General features: G+C 61.8%; 10 protein-coding genes. 5 read left to right on the plus strand and 5 right to left on the minus strand.

Annotation, left to right across the window (positions count from 1 at the left end; genetic code table 11):
- Positions 1 to 90 precede the first annotated feature (90 nt).
- The 4 genes from ligA to AC07VF_RS25630 form a co-directional block, all read right to left on the minus strand.
- Positions 91 to 2,439: an NAD-dependent DNA ligase LigA gene (gene ligA / locus AC07VF_RS25615; protein WP_495009962.1), complete on the minus strand. Its 2,349-nt coding sequence runs from the start codon at positions 2,437 to 2,439 to the stop codon at positions 91 to 93.
- A 74-nt stretch (positions 2,440 to 2,513) separates the two neighbouring features.
- On the minus strand, positions 2,514 to 3,362 hold the full coding sequence (gene zipA / locus AC07VF_RS25620) for a cell division protein ZipA (protein WP_192174196.1): 849 nt from the start codon (positions 3,360 to 3,362) through the stop codon (positions 2,514 to 2,516).
- Between the two features lie 275 nt (positions 3,363 to 3,637).
- Positions 3,638 to 7,126, minus strand: coding sequence for a chromosome segregation protein SMC (smc, locus tag AC07VF_RS25625; protein WP_423574658.1), 3,489 nt, complete (start codon positions 7,124 to 7,126; stop codon positions 3,638 to 3,640).
- A gap of 3 nt (positions 7,127 to 7,129) precedes the next feature.
- The gene (locus tag AC07VF_RS25630) at positions 7,130 to 7,789 is read right to left on the minus strand and encodes a GntR family transcriptional regulator (protein ID WP_192174194.1); all 660 of its coding nucleotides are present in this window, start codon (positions 7,787 to 7,789) and stop codon (positions 7,130 to 7,132) included.
- Positions 7,790 to 8,108: 319 nt separating this feature from the next.
- Here AC07VF_RS25630 and xdhA point away from each other — a divergent pair, with 319 nt between their 5' ends.
- The 4 genes from xdhA to guaD all read left to right on the plus strand — a co-directional run bounded on the left by xdhA (position 8,109) and on the right by guaD (position 14,341).
- Complete coding sequence (gene xdhA, locus AC07VF_RS25635) at positions 8,109 to 9,578, plus strand: xanthine dehydrogenase small subunit (RefSeq protein ID WP_495009961.1); 1,470 nt, start codon at positions 8,109 to 8,111, stop codon at positions 9,576 to 9,578.
- Positions 9,571 to 12,012: a xanthine dehydrogenase molybdopterin binding subunit gene (gene xdhB, locus AC07VF_RS25640; protein WP_495009960.1), complete on the plus strand. Its 2,442-nt coding sequence runs from the start codon at positions 9,571 to 9,573 to the stop codon at positions 12,010 to 12,012. The genes xdhA and xdhB overlap by 8 nt, the downstream gene beginning before the upstream one ends.
- A gap of 148 nt (positions 12,013 to 12,160) precedes the next feature.
- The gene (xdhC, locus tag AC07VF_RS25645; RefSeq protein WP_495009959.1) at positions 12,161 to 13,000 is read left to right on the plus strand and encodes a xanthine dehydrogenase accessory protein XdhC; all 840 of its coding nucleotides are present in this window, start codon (positions 12,161 to 12,163) and stop codon (positions 12,998 to 13,000) included.
- 24 nt (positions 13,001 to 13,024) lie between these two features.
- The gene (guaD, locus tag AC07VF_RS25650; RefSeq protein ID WP_495009958.1) at positions 13,025 to 14,341 is read left to right on the plus strand and encodes a guanine deaminase; all 1,317 of its coding nucleotides are present in this window, start codon (positions 13,025 to 13,027) and stop codon (positions 14,339 to 14,341) included.
- A gap of 803 nt (positions 14,342 to 15,144) precedes the next feature.
- Here guaD and AC07VF_RS25655 read toward each other — a convergent pair.
- Positions 15,145 to 15,909: a GntR family transcriptional regulator gene (locus AC07VF_RS25655; RefSeq protein ID WP_192174191.1), complete on the minus strand. Its 765-nt coding sequence runs from the start codon at positions 15,907 to 15,909 to the stop codon at positions 15,145 to 15,147.
- Between the two features lie 358 nt (positions 15,910 to 16,267).
- Between AC07VF_RS25655 and AC07VF_RS25660 the strand changes: the two genes are divergently transcribed.
- The gene (locus tag AC07VF_RS25660; RefSeq protein WP_495009957.1) at positions 16,268 to 17,614 is read left to right on the plus strand and encodes an NCS2 family permease; all 1,347 of its coding nucleotides are present in this window, start codon (positions 16,268 to 16,270) and stop codon (positions 17,612 to 17,614) included.
- Positions 17,615 to 17,632: the final 18 nt, after the last annotated feature.

A 17,632-nucleotide genomic window follows, 5' to 3' on the forward strand; every position in this document is an offset into this window, starting at 1 on the left:
GAGCACAAGCCCTTGGTTACTTGGGGCTTTATCAAGTAACTCGCCGAAGGCGAAACAGTCTGCCCCCAGGCAGACGCACTTGATCTTGACCTAGCTGACCTCAACGCCATGTTGCTTAAGAAACGCCACAAACGCCTCTTCGTCGAGCACCTTCAGCCCCAGCTCATTGGCCTTGGTCAACTTCGAGCCCGCCCCCGGCCCGGCCACCACCGTGTGGGTCTTCGCCGAGACCGAACCGGACACCTTCGCCCCCAGTCCCTCCAGCTTCTCCTTCGCCACGTCCCGGCTCATCAACTCCAGCGAACCGGTCAGGACCCACGTCTGCCCGGCCAGCGGTAAGCCCTCCACCACCTTCTTCTCGCTCTGCCAGTGCATGCCGAAATCCTTCAGCTGCTGCTCGATCGCCAACGCACGCTGCGCATGCTCCGGGACATCGAAAAACGCCCTCACCGCCTGCGCCTGCTTCTCCGGCAGCGTCTGCCGCATATCCAGCCAGTCCGCCTTGACGACCGCCTCAAGGGTGCCGAACTTGTCCGCCAGCTTCTGCGCCGCACCCGGCCCCACCGACGGAATATTCAACTTGTCCAGCATGCCGCCCAAGGTCGCGCTCGCCGCGAACTCCGCGCCCAGATCGCCCGTGTCCTGCAGCTGCATCTGGCATTCGCCGAGCAACGCGCCGATCACGTTCTGGTTGTGCTCGTCCTCGAAGAAACTGTGAATCTCATGGGCAACTTCCAGCCCCACGTCCGGCAGATACGTCAGCACCTCCGGCAGCGCCACAATCACTCGATCCAGCGAACCCAATGAACGCGCCAGCACCTTGGCCGTCTCCTCGCCCACGTCCGGAATGCCCAGCGCGTAGATGAAACGCGCCAGCGTCGGTTTCTTGCTGTCATCAATGGCTTTGAGCAGCTTCTTGCTGGATATCTCGGCAAAACCCTCCAGATCGATGATCTGCTCGTACGTCAGCTTGTACAGATCGGCGGGCGAGCCGATGAGCTTCTCGTCCACCAGTTGCTCGATGGTCTTGTCGCCAAGCCCCTCGATGTCCATCGCCCGGCGCGAGACGTAATGGATGATCGCCTGCTTGAGCTGCGCGCCACAGGCCAGACGGCCGACGCAGCGATACACGGCGCCTTCGCTGATGGTTTCCTTGCCCTTGCTGCGTTTGATCAGTTGCGTGCGCTCGACCTGTGAGCCGCACACCGGGCAAGTCTGCGGGATCTCGACGGCACGCGCGTCTTTCGGGCGGCGCTCCTGGACGACCTGCACCACTTGCGGGATCACGTCGCCCGCGCGGCGGATGATCACCGTGTCGCCGATCATCAAGCCCAGACGCGCCACTTCGTCCATGTTGTGCAGCGTCGCGTTGGCGACGGTCACACCAGCGACTTTTACCGGTTTCAAACGGGCGACCGGGGTGACCGCGCCGGTGCGGCCGACCTGGAATTCCACGTCCAGCAGCTCGGTAAGTTCTTCCATGGCCGGGAATTTGTGGGCGATCGCCCAGCGCGGTTCGCGGGCGCGGAAACCCAGCTCGCGCTGGGCGGCAATGCTGTTCACCTTGAACACCACGCCGTCGATTTCGTACGGCAACGACAGACGTTTCTCGCCGATGTCGTGGTAGTACTTCAGGCAGTCTTCGATGCCGTGGGCGATTTTCATCTCGCGGCTGATCGGCATGCCCCACTCTTTCAGCTGCTGCAGATTGCCGGTGTGGGTGTCGGCGATGTCATGGGACACCTGGCCGATGCCATAGCAGCAGAATTCCAGCGGGCGGTTGGCGGTGATTTTCGAATCCAGTTGGCGCAGGCTGCCGGCGGCCGCATTGCGCGGGTTGGCGAAAGTCTTGCCGCCGATTTCCAGCTGGCTGGCGTTCAGACGCTCGAAGCCGGCTTTGGACATGAACACTTCGCCGCGCACTTCGAGGGTGTCCGGCCAGCCCTTGCCGTGCAGCTTGAGCGGGATATTGCGCACGGTGCGCACGTTGACGCTGATGTCTTCGCCGGTGGTGCCATCGCCGCGGGTGGCGCCGCGAACCAGCGCGCCATTCTGGTAAAGCAGGCTCACCGCCAGGCCGTCGAGTTTCGGCTCGCAGCTGTATTCCACCTTCTTCGAGGCAGCGGGCAGGTCCAGACCTTCGTTGACCCGACGATCGAACTCGAGCATGTCGGTTTCTTCGAAGGCGTTGCCCAGGCTCAGCATGGGGATTTCGTGGCGCACCTGGGTGAACGCCGACAGTGCCGCACTGCCCACCCGCTGGGTCGGAGAGTCCGGTGTCACCAGATGCGGGTTCTCCGCCTCCAACGCTTTGAGCTCGTGGAACAGCCGGTCGTACTCGACGTCCGGGATGCTCGGCTCGTCGAGGACATGATAGCGGTAGTTGTGCTGATCCAGCTCAGCGCGCAGTTCAAGGATGCGGGTTTCGGCGGCTTTCATAGGTGTGTTCTCGAAATGCAAAAGAGCAGCCGAAGCTGCTCATTTGGTAATGCTTGAATCTGTGGGAGTGCCAATCAGCGACGCTGGGTCAGGGCGCGGCGTTCGAACTCGACGATGCGCTGACGGTAATGCTCGATGGTCTGCGCGGTCATGACGCTGCGCTGATCATCTTTCAATTCACCGTTCAGCTCATGGGCCAGTTTGCGAGCGGCGGCGACCATGACATCAAACGCCTGCTTCGGATGACGCGGCCCTGGCAGACCCAGGAAGAAGCTCACGGCGCGGGTGCTGAAGTGGTCGATATCGTCCAGATCGAACACGCCCGGCTTGACCGCATTGGCCATCGAGAACAGCACTTCGCCGTTGCCGGCCATGCTTTCGTGACGGTGGAAAATGTCCATTTCGCCAAAGCGCAGACCGCTTTCCAGGATGTTCTGCAACAGCGCCGGACCTTTAAAGCCGCTTTCGTCCCGGGAGATCACACTGATCACCAGCACTTCTTCAACCGGCGGCAGGTCCTTGTCTTCGGTGATGCGCTGGTTCGGCTTGTCGTCCGGGAAATCGTCGTCGCGGGCACTGAACAGGTCAGGGCCGGCGCTCAGGTTCAGGTCGCCCTGATGCGGCTCGTCCTTGCGCTTGCCGCGTCGCGGTTCACGATCGGCGCGCTCGCGGGGCGCTGCACTCATCGTCGGCAAGTCGTGCTCGTCGAGTTTCGGTTCTTTATGGGTGTCCAGAACGCGCGCAGGGCCCAACACTTCGGCGGACGTCGGTTCGTCGTCGTCCGGCAGGTTGGATAAGCTGCGGTCCAGTCTGAATTTCAATTTGCCCTTGCCGCCGCGCATACGGCGCCAGCCGTCAAACAGAATACCGGCAATGACAATAATGCCGATGACGATCAGCCACTCTCGCAGACCGATTTCCATGTAGTCCCGTGCCTCTAATAAAATTCTGAAAATTAAGGGCGTCAAACCCCTTTAAAACGTGGAGCCAACTCTATGTTCTGAATGGCCTTTTACCCACGCGAAATGGAAAAGTGGACATTAAGCTAGCACGACCAAAGGCAACTTTACACCGTCTGTTACATCTGGCAGGTCACAAGCATCTGTCACGCTGCGGCGGTGGTTCCTGTACTGGACGTCCGTGCGCCACTTTTCCCTGCAAATCTGCATGATCGCCACGCGATCAACTGCGCATCCCGCTATGACTCCACCAGCGCCATCGCCTCCTCTACGTCCACTGCCACCAGCCTCGAACAACCCGGTTCGTGCATGGTGACGCCCATCAACTGGTCAGCCATTTCCATGGCGATCTTGTTGTGGGTGATGTAGATGAACTGTACGGTCTGCGACATCTCTTTGACCAACCGGGCGTAGCGCCCCACGTTGGCGTCGTCCAGCGGCGCATCGACTTCATCGAGCATGCAGAACGGCGCCGGGTTGAGTTTGAAGATGGCAAAAACCAGCGCCAGCGCGGTCAAGGCTTTCTCACCCCCGGACAGCAAATGGATCGTGCTGTTTTTCTTGCCGGGAGGACGCGCCATGATCGTCACCCCTGTATCGAGTAAATCTTCGCCCGTCAGTTCCAAATAAGCGCTGCCGCCACCGAAAACTTTTGGAAAGAGTGCCTGAATTCCGCTGTTTATCTGATCAAAGGTCTCTTTGAAGCGGTTACGGGTTTCCTTGTCGATCTTGCGGATCACGCTCTCCAGCGTGTCCAGCGCTTCGACCAGATCGGCGTCCTGAGCGTCCAGATAGCGTTTGCGTTCGGACTGCTGCTGATACTCGTCGATCGCCGCGAGGTTGATGGCGCCCAGACGCTGAATCCGCGCGGCGATGCGTTCCAGTTCTTCTTCGGCGTCTTTCTCGTTGGCTTCGGCGGTCAGGGTCGCCAGCACGCCATCCAGGTCGTAGCCGTCTTCGTGCAATTGCTCCTGAAGCGCCTTGCGTCTTACGGTCAGGGTCTGCCATTCCAGGCGCTGCTGCTCCAGTTGCCCACGCAACAGCGCCGATTGCTGCTCGGCCTGGTTGCGACGCTTCTCGGCCTCGCGCAGTTCGCGGTCGGCGTCTTCCAAGGCGTTCTTGGCGGTACGCATCTCTTCGTCGACCACCATGCGCTTTTCCAGCAGCTCTTCGAGCTTCATGCGCAGTTCTTCCAGTGGCGCGGCGCCCTCCTCCAGGTTCAGGCTCAGCTGCTCGCGCTTCTCGGTCAGGCGCTCGGATTGCATCTCCAGCCGCTCCAGGGCCTGGCGCGTGGAATCATGCTGCGCACGCAGCGAACCCAAGCGCACGGCCAACTGATTGGCGTGATCCTTATGCTGGCGTGCTTCCTGACGCACCCGGTCCAGGCGCTCGCGCAGGCTGTCGCGCTGGGCCAGCAGCAACTCGCGCTGTTCAGTGTCCAGCGCCATGCTGTCGAGGGCGTCCTGCAATTGCAGGCGGGATTCGCCGAGGGTTTCCTGCTCCATGGCCCGCTGTTCGGCGAGCTCGGTCAATTCTTCGTCGAGCCGTGTGCGGCGCAGCGTCAACTGCTCGACCTTGGCTTTGGCGGCGGACAACTGCGCCTTGAGCTCGCTTTGCTGGCGGGCTTCGTCCTGCAGGCGACGGCGCAATTGCTCGCGGTTGTCTTCCTGGGTGCGTTGCTGTTCGCGCTGGGTCGACAGCTGCTCGTCCAGCGCGGCCAACGTCGCTTCGCGTTCTTCACGCTCGGCTTCCAGACGCTGCAATTCCTGACCCCGCGCCAGCACCCCGCTTTCGGCCTCGCTGGCGCGGCGCACACGGAGAAAATCCCGACCGACCCAATAGCCGTCGCGGCTGATCAGGCTCTCACCGGCGCCCAGTTGCCCGCGCAGCGCCAGCGCATCGTCGAGGGTTTCAACGGGTTTGACCTGGCCCAGCCAGTGGGTCAGATCGACCTGCGTATCGACCTTGTCCAGCAGGCTGCCAGGGATGCGCGTGATGTCAGCGCCGGGACTCACCAGGCGCAGGTCGCCCTGACTGAATCCGGCCAGATCGAGCCCGGCGAAATCATCCACCAGCACCGCATTCAAGTCGGCGCCCAGCACGGTTTCCACGGCCATTTCCCAGCCGGCCTCGACCTGCAGCCCTTCAGCCAGACGCGGACGCTCGCTCAGTTGATGGTCGCGCAGCCACTCGGCGGTGCCGGTGCCAGGATCGAGTGCCGCCTGTTGCAGGGCTTCCAGCGACGCAAGCCGGCCGTTCAACCGCTGCAGATCGCCTTGGGCCTGTTGTTGCGATTGGGTGGCCTGTTGCAGATCGACGCGCAGTTGCTCAAGGCGCTCGATCAGGTGTTCTTCTTCGGCGGTCAGTTCTTCAAAGGCCATTTCCCGCGCGGCGAGGTCTTCGCTGAGCTCGAGAATTGCGGCGTCTTCGGGGTCCGCCGCGAGCAATTGGCGCTCTTCCCCCAAACGCCGCTGACGCTCTGCCAGTCGTTCCAGGCTGGTTTCCAGCTGCTGAATGCGCGATTGCTGCACTTCCGCCTGACGCCGGGGTTCGGCGGACGTGAGGTTGAAGGCGTCCCACTGTTCCTGCCAGCCATGCATGGCGGTTTCGGCGTCTTCCAGCGCGGCGGCAGATTCTTCGGCGGCGGCGAGGGTGATCTCCTGCTCCGGCTCGAGCATTTCCAGCTCTTCGCCGAGGGTCGCCAGCAGCGTGCGGTCGTGACCCAGGTGGGATTCGGTTTCCAGGCGCGCACGCTCGGCTTCGCGCAGGTCGTCCTGCAACTGCCGCAAGCGTTGCTGACCGTGCTGAATGCTCTGCTCGACCCGGGCGATGTCGCCGCCCACGGAGTAGAAACGCCCCTGCACCAGGTTGAATCGCTCGGACAGGTCGTGATGACCGTCGCGCAGGCGCTCAATGGCGGCGTCGGCGCTGCGCTGGTCGGCGACCAATGACTCAAAGCCGACCTCCTGATTGCCGATCACCGATTCGCGCTGCGCGACCTGCTCGTTCAGCGCCTGCCAGCGCAACGCCGACAGCTGCGCCTTGAGCTGACGCTCTTCGGCTTTATATTCCTGATACTTCTCGGCGGCCTGGGCCTGACGCTGCAGACGCTCCAGCTGCCGACCCAGTTCTTCGCGCAAATCGGTCAGGCGCGCCAGGTTCTCGTGGGTGCGGCGGATGCGGTTTTCGGTGTCGCGGCGGCGCTCCTTGTACTTGGAGATGCCCGCGGCTTCTTCGATAAAATTGCGCAGGTCCTCGGGCTTGGCTTCGATCAGCTTGGAGATCATGCCCTGCTCGATGATCGAGTAGCTGCGTGGGCCCAGGCCGGTGCCGAGAAAGATGTCGGTGATGTCGCGGCGACGGCATTTGGTGCCGTTGAGGTAATAGCTATTCTGGCTGTCGCGGGTGACTTTACGGCGAATGGAAATTTCCGCGTAGCTGGCGTATTCGCCGACCAGGGTGCCGTCGGAGTTATCGAAAACCAGCTCGATGCTCGCCTGGCTCACCGGTTTGCGGCTGGTGGAGCCGTTGAAGATGACGTCGGTCATCGACTCGCCGCGCAGGTTCTTGGCCGAGCTTTCGCCCATGACCCAGCGCACCGCGTCGATGATGTTGGATTTGCCGCATCCATTGGGGCCGACCACGGCCGCCATGTTGCTGGGGAAGTTCACCGTCGTCGGGTCGACGAACGATTTGAACCCGGCCAGCCTGATGCATTTGAGGCGCATGAATCAGCTGGCCGCCAGGGCAGACAACACCGATTGGCAGCTGCGCTCGGCGTAGCAGGTCAGCACGTCGCGGATCCGCGCCAGATCCCGCGCCACCACCGCTTCGAGCAACTGGCCGAAGAGGGTCAGGTACTCGCTCATTTCCGCCTGGCGTTGATCCAGGGCGAGGAAATAGAAGCGGCTCATGGACGGCTGCAGGTTCTCGACGGTCTCTTCCAGGTACGGGTTGTTGGCGAACGGATAGGCCGCGCGCATGACATTGAAGCTCTCTTCAACGAAGCCTTTGACGTCCTGGCGCTCGCAACTGGCGATGAGGCGCTGCTGAATCTGCTGGAACGCAGCGAGGTCGACCGGCTCTTTCCAGCTTCTCGCTACGGCCAGACCGAGAAGGATGTACATCTCGCTCATCAGGGCGCAAAGGCTGGTGATGTTGTGTGGGGTCAGGACCGAGACCTGCGCGCCGCGACGGGGCAGGATCACGATCAGATGGCGGCGCTCGAGAATCAGCAGCGCCTCGCGCACCGAGCCACGGCTCACGTTCAGCGCGGCCGTGACCTTCTGCTCCTGAATCCGCTCCCCTGGCTTGAGCTCGCCGCGGATGATGCGCTCGGCAAGGTGGTGAGCGATCTGCTCGGCGAGGCTGTCAGGTGCCTTGAACGTCATTTCTTACCTTCAACTTCTTTGGTCGCAAACAAGCGGCGGAGTGTATCGCACTGCAGGTCTGTGGCGCAGGGCCATACTGTGGAAACTGGCACGAATTAAGCAGAAACACGGACATGTTTCTGATCACAGGCACTCAGTCGTTAGACGTTATCGTCAGGTGGGTTATCGGCCATTTCTCGAAATAATGAATTTCTTGACCTTTGAGTCAGAAATTAATTGACCCAATAGTCAGAGCTGATAGATTCATCGACATGTTCGATGACCCATCCGCCGGCAGCTGTGACCAGTGCTTATTAACGACAAGAACGAGGCGCGACCCGTGATCCAGTTTCTCCTGAACCAAGAGCTGAAAACCGAACAGGCTCTGGACCCCAATGTGACGGTGCTCAACTACCTGCGCGAGCACCTGCATAAGTCCGGCACCAAAGAAGGCTGCGCCAGCGGCGACTGCGGCGCATGTACCGTGGTCGTGGGCGAGCTGACCACTGACGCGGCGGGCCGGGAGCAGCTGAGTTATCGCAGCCTAAATTCGTGCCTGACCTTCGTGGCCTCGCTGCACGGCAAGCAATTGATCAGCGTCGAAGACCTCAAGCATCAGGGCCGCTTGCACAGCGTTCAGCAGGCGATGGTCGACTGCCACGGTTCCCAGTGCGGTTTCTGTACGCCGGGTTTTGTGATGTCGCTGTTCGCGCTGCAAAAGAACAGTGCCGAGTCCGCGTCCGCTGAAACAAAACATGCTCAGGCCCACGAAGCCCTGGCTGGCAATCTGTGCCGCTGTACCGGTTATCGACCGATCCTCGCGGCGGCCGAGCAAAGCTGCAGTCAACCGCCAGCGGACCAGTTCGATGCCTTGAAGGCTCAGACCATCGCGCGCCTGAAGGCCATCGCGCCGACGCAAACCGGCGAGCTGAACAGCGGCGGCAAGCGCTGCCTGGTGCCGCTGACCGTCGCCGATCTGGCGGATCTCTACGACGCCTATCCCCAAGCCCGGCTGCTGGCCGGCGGCACCGACCTGGCGCTTGAAGTGACGCAATTCCATCGCCCGCTGCCGGTGATGATCTACGTCGGCAACGTCGCGGCGATGAAGAAGATCGAGCACTTCGAAGACCGCATCGAGATCGGCGCGGCGACGGCCCTCACCGATTGCTACGAAGCACTGAGCCGCGAGTACCCTGATTTCGGTGAATTGCTGCACCGTTTTGCATCGCTGCAGATCCGCAATCAGGGCACCCTCGGCGGCAACATCGGCAACGCTTCCCCGATTGGCGACTCCCCGCCCCTCCTTATAGCACTGGGCGCAAAGATCGTGCTGCGCAAGGGTGAGCAGACCCGCACTCTGGCGCTGGAGGATTACTTCATTGATTACCGCGTGACGGTGCGTCAGGAAAGCGAATTCATCGAGCGCATCATCGTGCCCCGCGCCAATCCCCGGCAGACGTTTCGCGCGTACAAGGTGTCCAAACGGCTGGACGACGACATTTCGGCGGTCTGCGCCGCGTTCCGCGTGCACATCGAAAACGGCGCCATCGTTGACGCCCGCGCGGCGTTCGGCGGCATGGCGGCGATCCCCAAACGTGCGGCCCATTGCGAGCAGGCGCTGATCGGCCAGCCGTGGACATCGGCCACCATTGAGCGCGCCTGCGCCGCACTGGCCGAGGATTTCACCCCGCTGACGGACTTCCGCGCGAGCAAGGAATACCGCCTGCTCAGCGCGCAGAACCTGCTGCGCAAATACTTCATTGAAGTGCAAACGCCTCACATCCAGACGCGGGTGACAGCTTATGTCTAATCATCATTCAGCCAGGTCCCAGGAAGAAATGGTCGCCCTGTTTCAGCAGGACCTGACCACCGGCGTCGGCCGCAGCGTGAAACACGACAGTGCTGACAAGCACGTTTCCGGCGAAGCGATCTACATCGACGACCGCCTCGAATTCCCCAACCAACTGCACGTGTATGCGCGGCTGTCCGACCGTGCCCACGCGCGCATCGTCCGCGTCGACGTGTCGCCCTGCTACGCCTTCGACGGCGTGCGCATCGCAATCACCCACGAAGACATTCCGGGCCTCAAGGACATCGGCCCGCTGCTACCCGGCGATCCGTTGCTGGCCATCGACACGGTCGAGTTCGTCGGTCAGCCGGTGATTGCCGTGGCCGCGCGGGATCTGGAAACCGCACGCAAGGCGGCGATGGCCGCGATCATCGAATACGAAGACCTGGAACCCGTGCTCGATGTGGTTCAGGCCTACCGCAACAAGCACTTCGTGCTCGACAGCCACACGCACCAGCGCGGTGATTCGGCGGCGGCGCTGGCCTCCGCTCCCCACCGGATTCAGGGCACGCTGCACATCGGCGGTCAGGAACACTTCTACCTGGAGACGCAGATTTCGTCGGTCATGCCCACGGAAGACGGCGGCATGATCGTTTACTGCTCGACGCAGAACCCGACCGAAGTGCAGAAGCTCGTGGCCGAAGTGCTGGACGTGTCGATGAACAAGATCGTCGTCGACATGCGGCGAATGGGTGGCGGCTTCGGCGGCAAGGAAACCCAGGCCGCGAGCCCGGCGTGCCTGTGTGCGGTAATTGCGCGCCTGACCGGCCAGCCGACCAAGATGCGCCTGCCGCGCATGGAAGACATGATCATGACCGGCAAGCGGCACCCGTTTTACGTCGAGTACGACGTGGGGTTCGACAACGACGGGCGCCTGCACGGCATTCAGCTGGAGCTGGCGGGCAACTGTGGTTATTCGCCGGACCTGTCGGCGTCCATCGTCGACCGGGCGATGTTTCACGCCGACAATTCGTATTACCTGGGCGACGCCACGATCAACGGCCATCGCTGCAAGACCAACACCGCGTCGAACACGGCCTACCGCGGCTTCGGCGGCCCCCAGGGGATGGTCGCCATCGAAGAGGTGATGGACGCCATCGCCCGGCACTTGGGCAAGGACCCGCTGGCGGTGCGCAAGGCCAACTATTACGGCAAGACCGAGCGCAACGTCACCCACTACTACCAGACGGTCGAGCACAACATGCTCGAAGAAATGACCGCGGAGCTGGAGGAAAGCAGTGACTACGCCGAGCGGCGCAAAGCGATCACGGCCTACAACGCCAACAGCCCGATTCTGAAGAAAGGCCTGGCGCTGACCCCGGTGAAATTCGGCATTTCCTTCACCGCCAGCTTCCTCAATCAGGCCGGCGCGCTGATTCACATCTACACCGACGGCAGCATCCATCTCAATCACGGGGGCACCGAAATGGGCCAGGGCCTGAACGTTAAAGTCGCGCAGGTGTTGGCCGAGGTGTTTCAGGTCGACATCGACCGCGTGCAGATCACCGCGACCAACACCGATAAGGTGCCGAACACGTCGCCAACCGCAGCCTCAAGCGGCGCCGACCTGAACGGCAAGGCCGCGCAGAATGCAGCAGAAATCCTCAAGCAGCGGCTGGTGGAATTCGCAGCCAAGCATTACCAGTGCGATGAATCGCGGGTCGAGTTTCGCAACGGTCATGTGCGCGTCGGCGAGCAGGTCATCAGCTTCGACACCTTGGCGCAGCAGGCATGGATGGGCCAGGTATCGCTGTCGAGCACCGGCTATTACAAGACGCCGAAGATTTTCTACGACCGCAGCCAGGCGCGCGGCCGGCCGTTCTATTACTTTGCCTTCGGCGCGGCCTGTACCGAAGTGCTGGTCGATACCCTGACCGGCGAGTACAAAATGCTGCGTACGGACATTCTTCATGACGTCGGCGCCTCGCTGAATCCGGCCATCGACATCGGTCAGGTTGAGGGCGGATACATTCAGGGGATGGGCTGGCTGACCACCGAGGAACTGGTCTGGAACGACAAGGGCAAACTGATGACCAACGGCCCGGCCGGCTACAAGATCCCGGCCGTGGCCGATATGCCGGCGGACCTGCGGGTGAAGCTGGTGGAGAACCGCAAGAACCCCGAAGACACGGTGTTCCATTCCAAAGCCGTGGGTGAGCCGCCGTTCATGCTGGGCATCGCCGCGTGGTGCGCGATCAAGGACGCGGTGGCGAGCCTGGGCGATTACCGGCACCAGCCGAAGATCGACGCGCCGGCGACCCCGGAACGGGTGTTGTGGGGGTGTGAGCAGATGCGGGCGTATCAGCGCGATGCGGAGTTAGCTGCCGAGATCGTTTCAGAACCTGCGCCGGGGCTCCGCGTGGGAGTGCAGCCCGAGACGCTCCGCGTCGATTAAACAGTGGCGGCCTGTGCTGACGCTTTCGCAAGCAAGCTCGCTCTTACAGTCCAAGTGCGATCCCTGTAGGAGTGAGCTTGCTCGCGATGAGGCCAGCACGGGCAATGACGATGTTTGATCTGCCAACCCGCCGATCAGGAGAAACCACATGAATAATTGGATCAGCGCCCTCGCCGACTTGCAGCAGCAGGGCGAGGCTTGCGTGCTGGTGACCATCATCGAGGAGCGTGGCTCGACGCCGCGCAATGCCGGCTCGAAAATGGTCGTCAGCGCCGGGCGAATCTTCGACACCATCGGCGGCGGGCATCTGGAATACAAGGCCATGGAAATCGCCCGGGAGATGCTCGCCAGCGGCAGCCAGCAAACCCGTCTGGAGCGCTTCAGCCTCGGCGCCAGCCTGGGTCAGTGCTGCGGCGGCGTGAACGTGTTGCTGTTCGAACCCATGGGCCAGCCCCAGGCGCACATTGCCGTGTTCGGCGCCGGCCACGTCGGTCGGGCGCTGGTGCCGCTGCTCGCCAGCCTGCCCTGCCGCGTGCGCTGGATTGATTCCCGCGAGGCCGAATTTCCCGCGCACATGCCAGAAGGCGTGACGCAGATCCTCAGCGAGGACGTCATCGAAGAAGTCGACAACCTCCCCGCTGGCAGCTATTGCATCGTCATGACCCACAATCATCAGCTGGATCTGGAACTCGCCGCCGCCATTCTCAAGCGCGGCGACTTCAGCTATTTCGGCCTGATCGGCTCGAAAACCAAGCGCGTGAAGTTCGACCATCGCCTGCGTGATCGTGGCTTCGACGCCGCAGTGCTGCAGCGCATGCGTTGCCCGATGGGCCTGACCGAGGTCAAGGGCAAACTGCCCATGGAAATCGCCGTGTCCATCGCCGGCGAAGTGATCGCCACCTACAACGCTCATTTCGGCGAGCAGAGCACCACCGCCGAACCTGTCGCCAAGCTGCTGCCGGTGTCCCGCCGCAGCCAGGCCCAATGAATCCCGGAAGAACGATCAACTGACATGACCACAGATATCAGCACTGCCAAAAAAGCCTACCGCGCCGCCATCATTCACAGCATCGCCGACCCTGCCGACGTGGCAGTGGAAGCGTCGTATGAGTATTTCGAAGACGGCCTGATGCTGGTGGAAAACGGCAAGATCCTCGCCCTCGGCACTGCCGAAGACCTGCTCGGCACGCTTGCCGACGACGTCGAAATCGTCACTTATCAGGACGCCCTGATCACCGCCGGTTTCATCGACACCCACATCCATTTGCCACAGACCGGCATGGTCGGGTCCTACGGCGAGCAGTTGCTCGACTGGCTGAATACCTACGTGTTTCCCTGCGAGAGGCAGTTCGAGGACCCCGAGCATTCGGCGCAGGTGGCTGACATCTTTCTCAAGGAATTGCTGCGCAACGGCACCACCACCGCGCTGGTGTTCGGCAGTCGGCACAAGGAGTCGGTGGAGGCGCTGTTCAGTGCCGCCGAGAAGCTCAATCTGCGTCTGATCGCCGGCAAGGTGATGATGGACCGCAACGCCCCGGATTATCTGGTGGACACCGCCGAATCCAGCTACGTCGACAGCAAGGCGCTGATCGAGCGCTGGCACGGCAAGGGCCGCCTGCATTACGCCGTCACCCCACGTTTCGCGCCGACCAGCACGCCCGAACAATTGACCCTCGCCGGGCAGTTGCTGACCGAATACCCCGACCTGTACATGCAGACCCACATCAGTGAAAACCTGAAGGAGGTCGAGTGGGTGAAGGCGCTGTTCCCGGAGCGCAAGAATTACCTGGACGTGTACGACCATTTCAACCTGCTCGGCGAGCGCTCCGTGTTTGCCCACGGCGTGCACCTGTGCGACCAGGAGTGTGAGCGCCTGGCGGAAACCGGGTCCGCCATCGCCTTTTGCCCGACCTCCAACTTCTTCCTCGGCAGTGGGCTGTTCAACTTGCCGATGGCCGAAAAGCACAAGGTCAATGTAGGACTCGGAACAGACGTCGGCGCTGGCACCAGTTTCTCGCTGCTGCACACGTTGAACGAGGCGTACAAGGTCATGCAGCTGCAAGGCGCCAAGTTGAGCCCGTTCAAATCGCTGTATCTCGCGACGCTGGGCGGCGCACGGGCGCTGCGGCTGGAAGACAAGATCGGCAACCTGCAGCCGGGCAGCGAAGCGGACTTTGTGGTGCTGGATTTCAACGCCACCCCGCTGCTGTCCTACCGCATGAGTCAGGCGACGAGCATTGAAGAGCAGCTGTTTGTGTTGATGACCCTGGGGGATGACCGCACCGTCAGCGAAACGTATTCGGCGGGGCGGTTGGTGCATAAGCGTTGAGGCGATGCCGCAAACGGTAGGAGCGCTTGCCCGCAATGCAGTGGGTCAGCCGCCTTTGATTTCGCAGGCCCGCCGCTTCGCGACCGTCGTAACCTCCGATTGCTCCTACAGGAGATCTGCGCTCGACGCGGATTTTCGATGACAGCTGGAAACTGTAGAAGCGACCGGGGTGGCGCTCCACCTTGCTCGCGAAGACTGAGGTACATCCAACCCAAATCTGTCAGCTGTGCCGCAGCATTCGTGAGCAAGCTCAGTCCCACAGATCCCCGGTCCGACCAGAGTTATCGGCGTCAGCACAGAATTTGTGGGAGCGAGCTTGCTCGCGAAAGCATTCTGTCAGTCAGCCTGGGTGTGGCTGACCCACCGCCTTCGTGAGCAAGCTCACTCCCACAGGTCTCCCGGTCCGACCAGAGTTGCCGGCGTCAGCACAGAATTTGTGGGAGCGAGCTTGCTCGCGAAGGCGTTCTGTCAGTCAGCCTGGGTGTGGCTGACCCACCCCATTCGTGAGCAAGCTCACTCCCACAGGTCCTCGGTCCGGCCAGAGTTACCGGAGTCAGCGCAGAATTTGTGGGAGCGAGCTTGCTCGCGAAGGCGTTCTATCAGTCAGCATAGATGTGGCCGACACACCCCATTCGTGAGCAAGCTCACTCCCACAGGTCCCAGGTCCGACCAGAGTTACCGGAGTCAGCACAGAATTTGTGGGAGCGAGCTTGCTCGCGAAGGCGTTCTGTCAGTCAGCCTGGATGAGGCCGACGCACCGCATTCGTGAGCAAGTTGGAGCGCCACCCTGGCCACTCCCCCGTTTAGACCGCGGTGCTGCGCCCTGCTTTTTTCTTTGGCAGCATCAGGTGCGAGAACACGGCATGGAGGTCGTCGGAGGCGCTGTCTTCGTCGAGGTTGAGCTTGCTGTCGATGTGATCCATGTGATGCATCATCAGGTTCACCGCCAGGGTCGCGTCCCGGGCTTCGATGGCGTCGATCAGCTGGGTGTGTTCATCGTACGAGCAGTGCGAGCGGTTGCCGCTTTCGTACTGGGCGATGATCAGCGAGGTCTGCGAGACCAGGCTGCGCTGAAAGCTGATCAGCGGGGCGTTCTTCGCCGCTTCCGCCAGTTTCAGATGGAATTCCCCCGACAGACGAATCCCCGCCCCTCGATCCCCTTTCGAAAAGCTGTCGCGCTCGTCGCTGACCATCTGGCGCAGCTCACTGAGCTGTTCCGCCGTGGCGTGCTCGACCGCCAGTTCCGTGATCGCCTTCTCCACCAGACGCCGGGCGAAGAACACCTGTCGTGCCTCTTCGACGCTCGGGCTGGCCACCACCGCGCCGCGATTCGGACGCAGCAACACCACGCCTTCGTGGGCCAGTCGCGAGAGTGCGCGACGAATGATGGTGCGGCTGACGCCGAAGATTTCACCGAGGGCTTCTTCGCTCAGCTTGGTGCCGGGCGCCAAACGCTGTTCGAGGATCGCCTCGAAAATGTGGGCGTAGACGATATCGTCCTGGGTGCCGCTGCGGCCGGACTTGGCCGTGCGTGAATGTTTCTTGAGGGGTTGCAACTGATCGTTCATGGGCACTCGTGGTAACAGAATCCGGCGCGGGGCCTTGCCGTGATCAGGGCGGGTACGACCACTGTTGGATCAACCAATAGCAGATATCCCGGCAAAGTCACAGTAAAAGTAATGGCGCATTGTACACAGCCGGCAAAGTCTGCACAGGCCCTGAAATGACGGGGCGTTATGCACACAATCCGCTAAATATTCCCCACAGGATCGAAAACATTATTTGCATTATTTGTATACAAAAGCATAATTCCTTCGTGCAAGTTTCTGACCTTTCAGTCAACAAATCAGCCTGGCAGGTCCATACGCCTCCCGTAGCCCGCAACCGGCTTTGTCATAACAACAAAAACGTCCCGAGGATTTCACTGTGGAAAGTCGCAAAACCGAAGCCACGCCGCTGGATCTCACGCTGCCGCGCAAAGGCCTGCTCGAACGCCTGTTCAAGCTCAGCCTGCACGGCACGACCGTCCGAACCGAGCTGCTGGCAGGGCTCACGACCTTCATCACCATGGCCTACATCATTTTCGTCAACCCCAACATCATGGCCGACGCCGGCATCGATCATGGCGCGGCCTTCGTCGCCACCTGCATCGCCGCTGCGCTGGGTTGCCTGCTGATGGGGCTGTACGCCAACTGGCCGGTGGGCCTGGCGCCGGGGATGGGCCTGAACGCATTCTTTACCTACACCGTGGTCGGCACCATGGGCTACAGCTGGGAGACGGCGCTGGGCGCGGTATTCGTTTCGGGCGTGATCTTCATGTTCCTGACCCTCTCACGCATCCGCGAATGGCTGCTCAACAGCATCCCGGTCAGCCTGCGCTACGCCATGGGCGCGGGGGTCGGGCTGTTTCTCGGCCTGATCGGCCTGAAGACCGCCGGTATCGTGGTCGACAGCCCGGCGACGCTGATCAAGCTCGGCTCGTTGCGCGAGCCCGGTCCGCTGCTCGCCGCCATCTGCTTTCTGATGATTGCCGTGCTCAGCTATCACCGGGTCTTCGGCGCGATCCTCATCAGCATCATCACGGTAACGCTGGCCGGCTGGGGCCTGGGGCTGGTGCACTACAACGGCATTTTCTCCACGCCGCCGAGCCTGGCGCCGACCTGGATGGCGATGGACCTCGCTGGCGTGTTCAACGTCAGCATGATCAGCGTGGTGCTGGCGTTTCTGTTCGTGCACATGTTCGACACGGCCGGCACGCTCATGGGTGTGGCACAGCGCGCCGGTTTGGTGCGCGAAGACGGCCGCATCGAGAACCTCTCGCGGGCCTTGAAGGCGGACAGCGCGTCCAGCGTGTTCGGTGCGATGGTTGGTGTGCCGCCGGTCACCAGCTACGTGGAAAGCGCTTCGGGCGTGGCGGCCGGGGGTCGGACTGGTCTGACCGCCGTGACCGTGGGTGTGCTGTTCGTGGCGGCGATGTTCTTCGCCCCGCTCGCTGGCATGATTCCCGCTTACGCGACCGCAGGTGCATTGATTTACGTGGCGATCCTGATGATGGGCGGCATGGCGCACATCGACTGGGACGAAGCCACCGACAGCATTCCGGCGATCGTCACGGCGATCATGATGCCGCTGACCTTTTCGGTCGCAGACGGGATTGCGCTAGGGTTCATCACCTATGTGGTGCTGAAAGCCGGCACCGGCCGCCATCGGGAAATATCCATTAGCCTGTGGGTGCTGTGCGCGATCTTCATCGCCAAGTTCGTGTTTTTGTAACGCTGTCCGGCTGCGCAC

The sequence above is a fragment of the Pseudomonas sp. GW821-FHT02H06 genome, assembly GCF_059421525.1.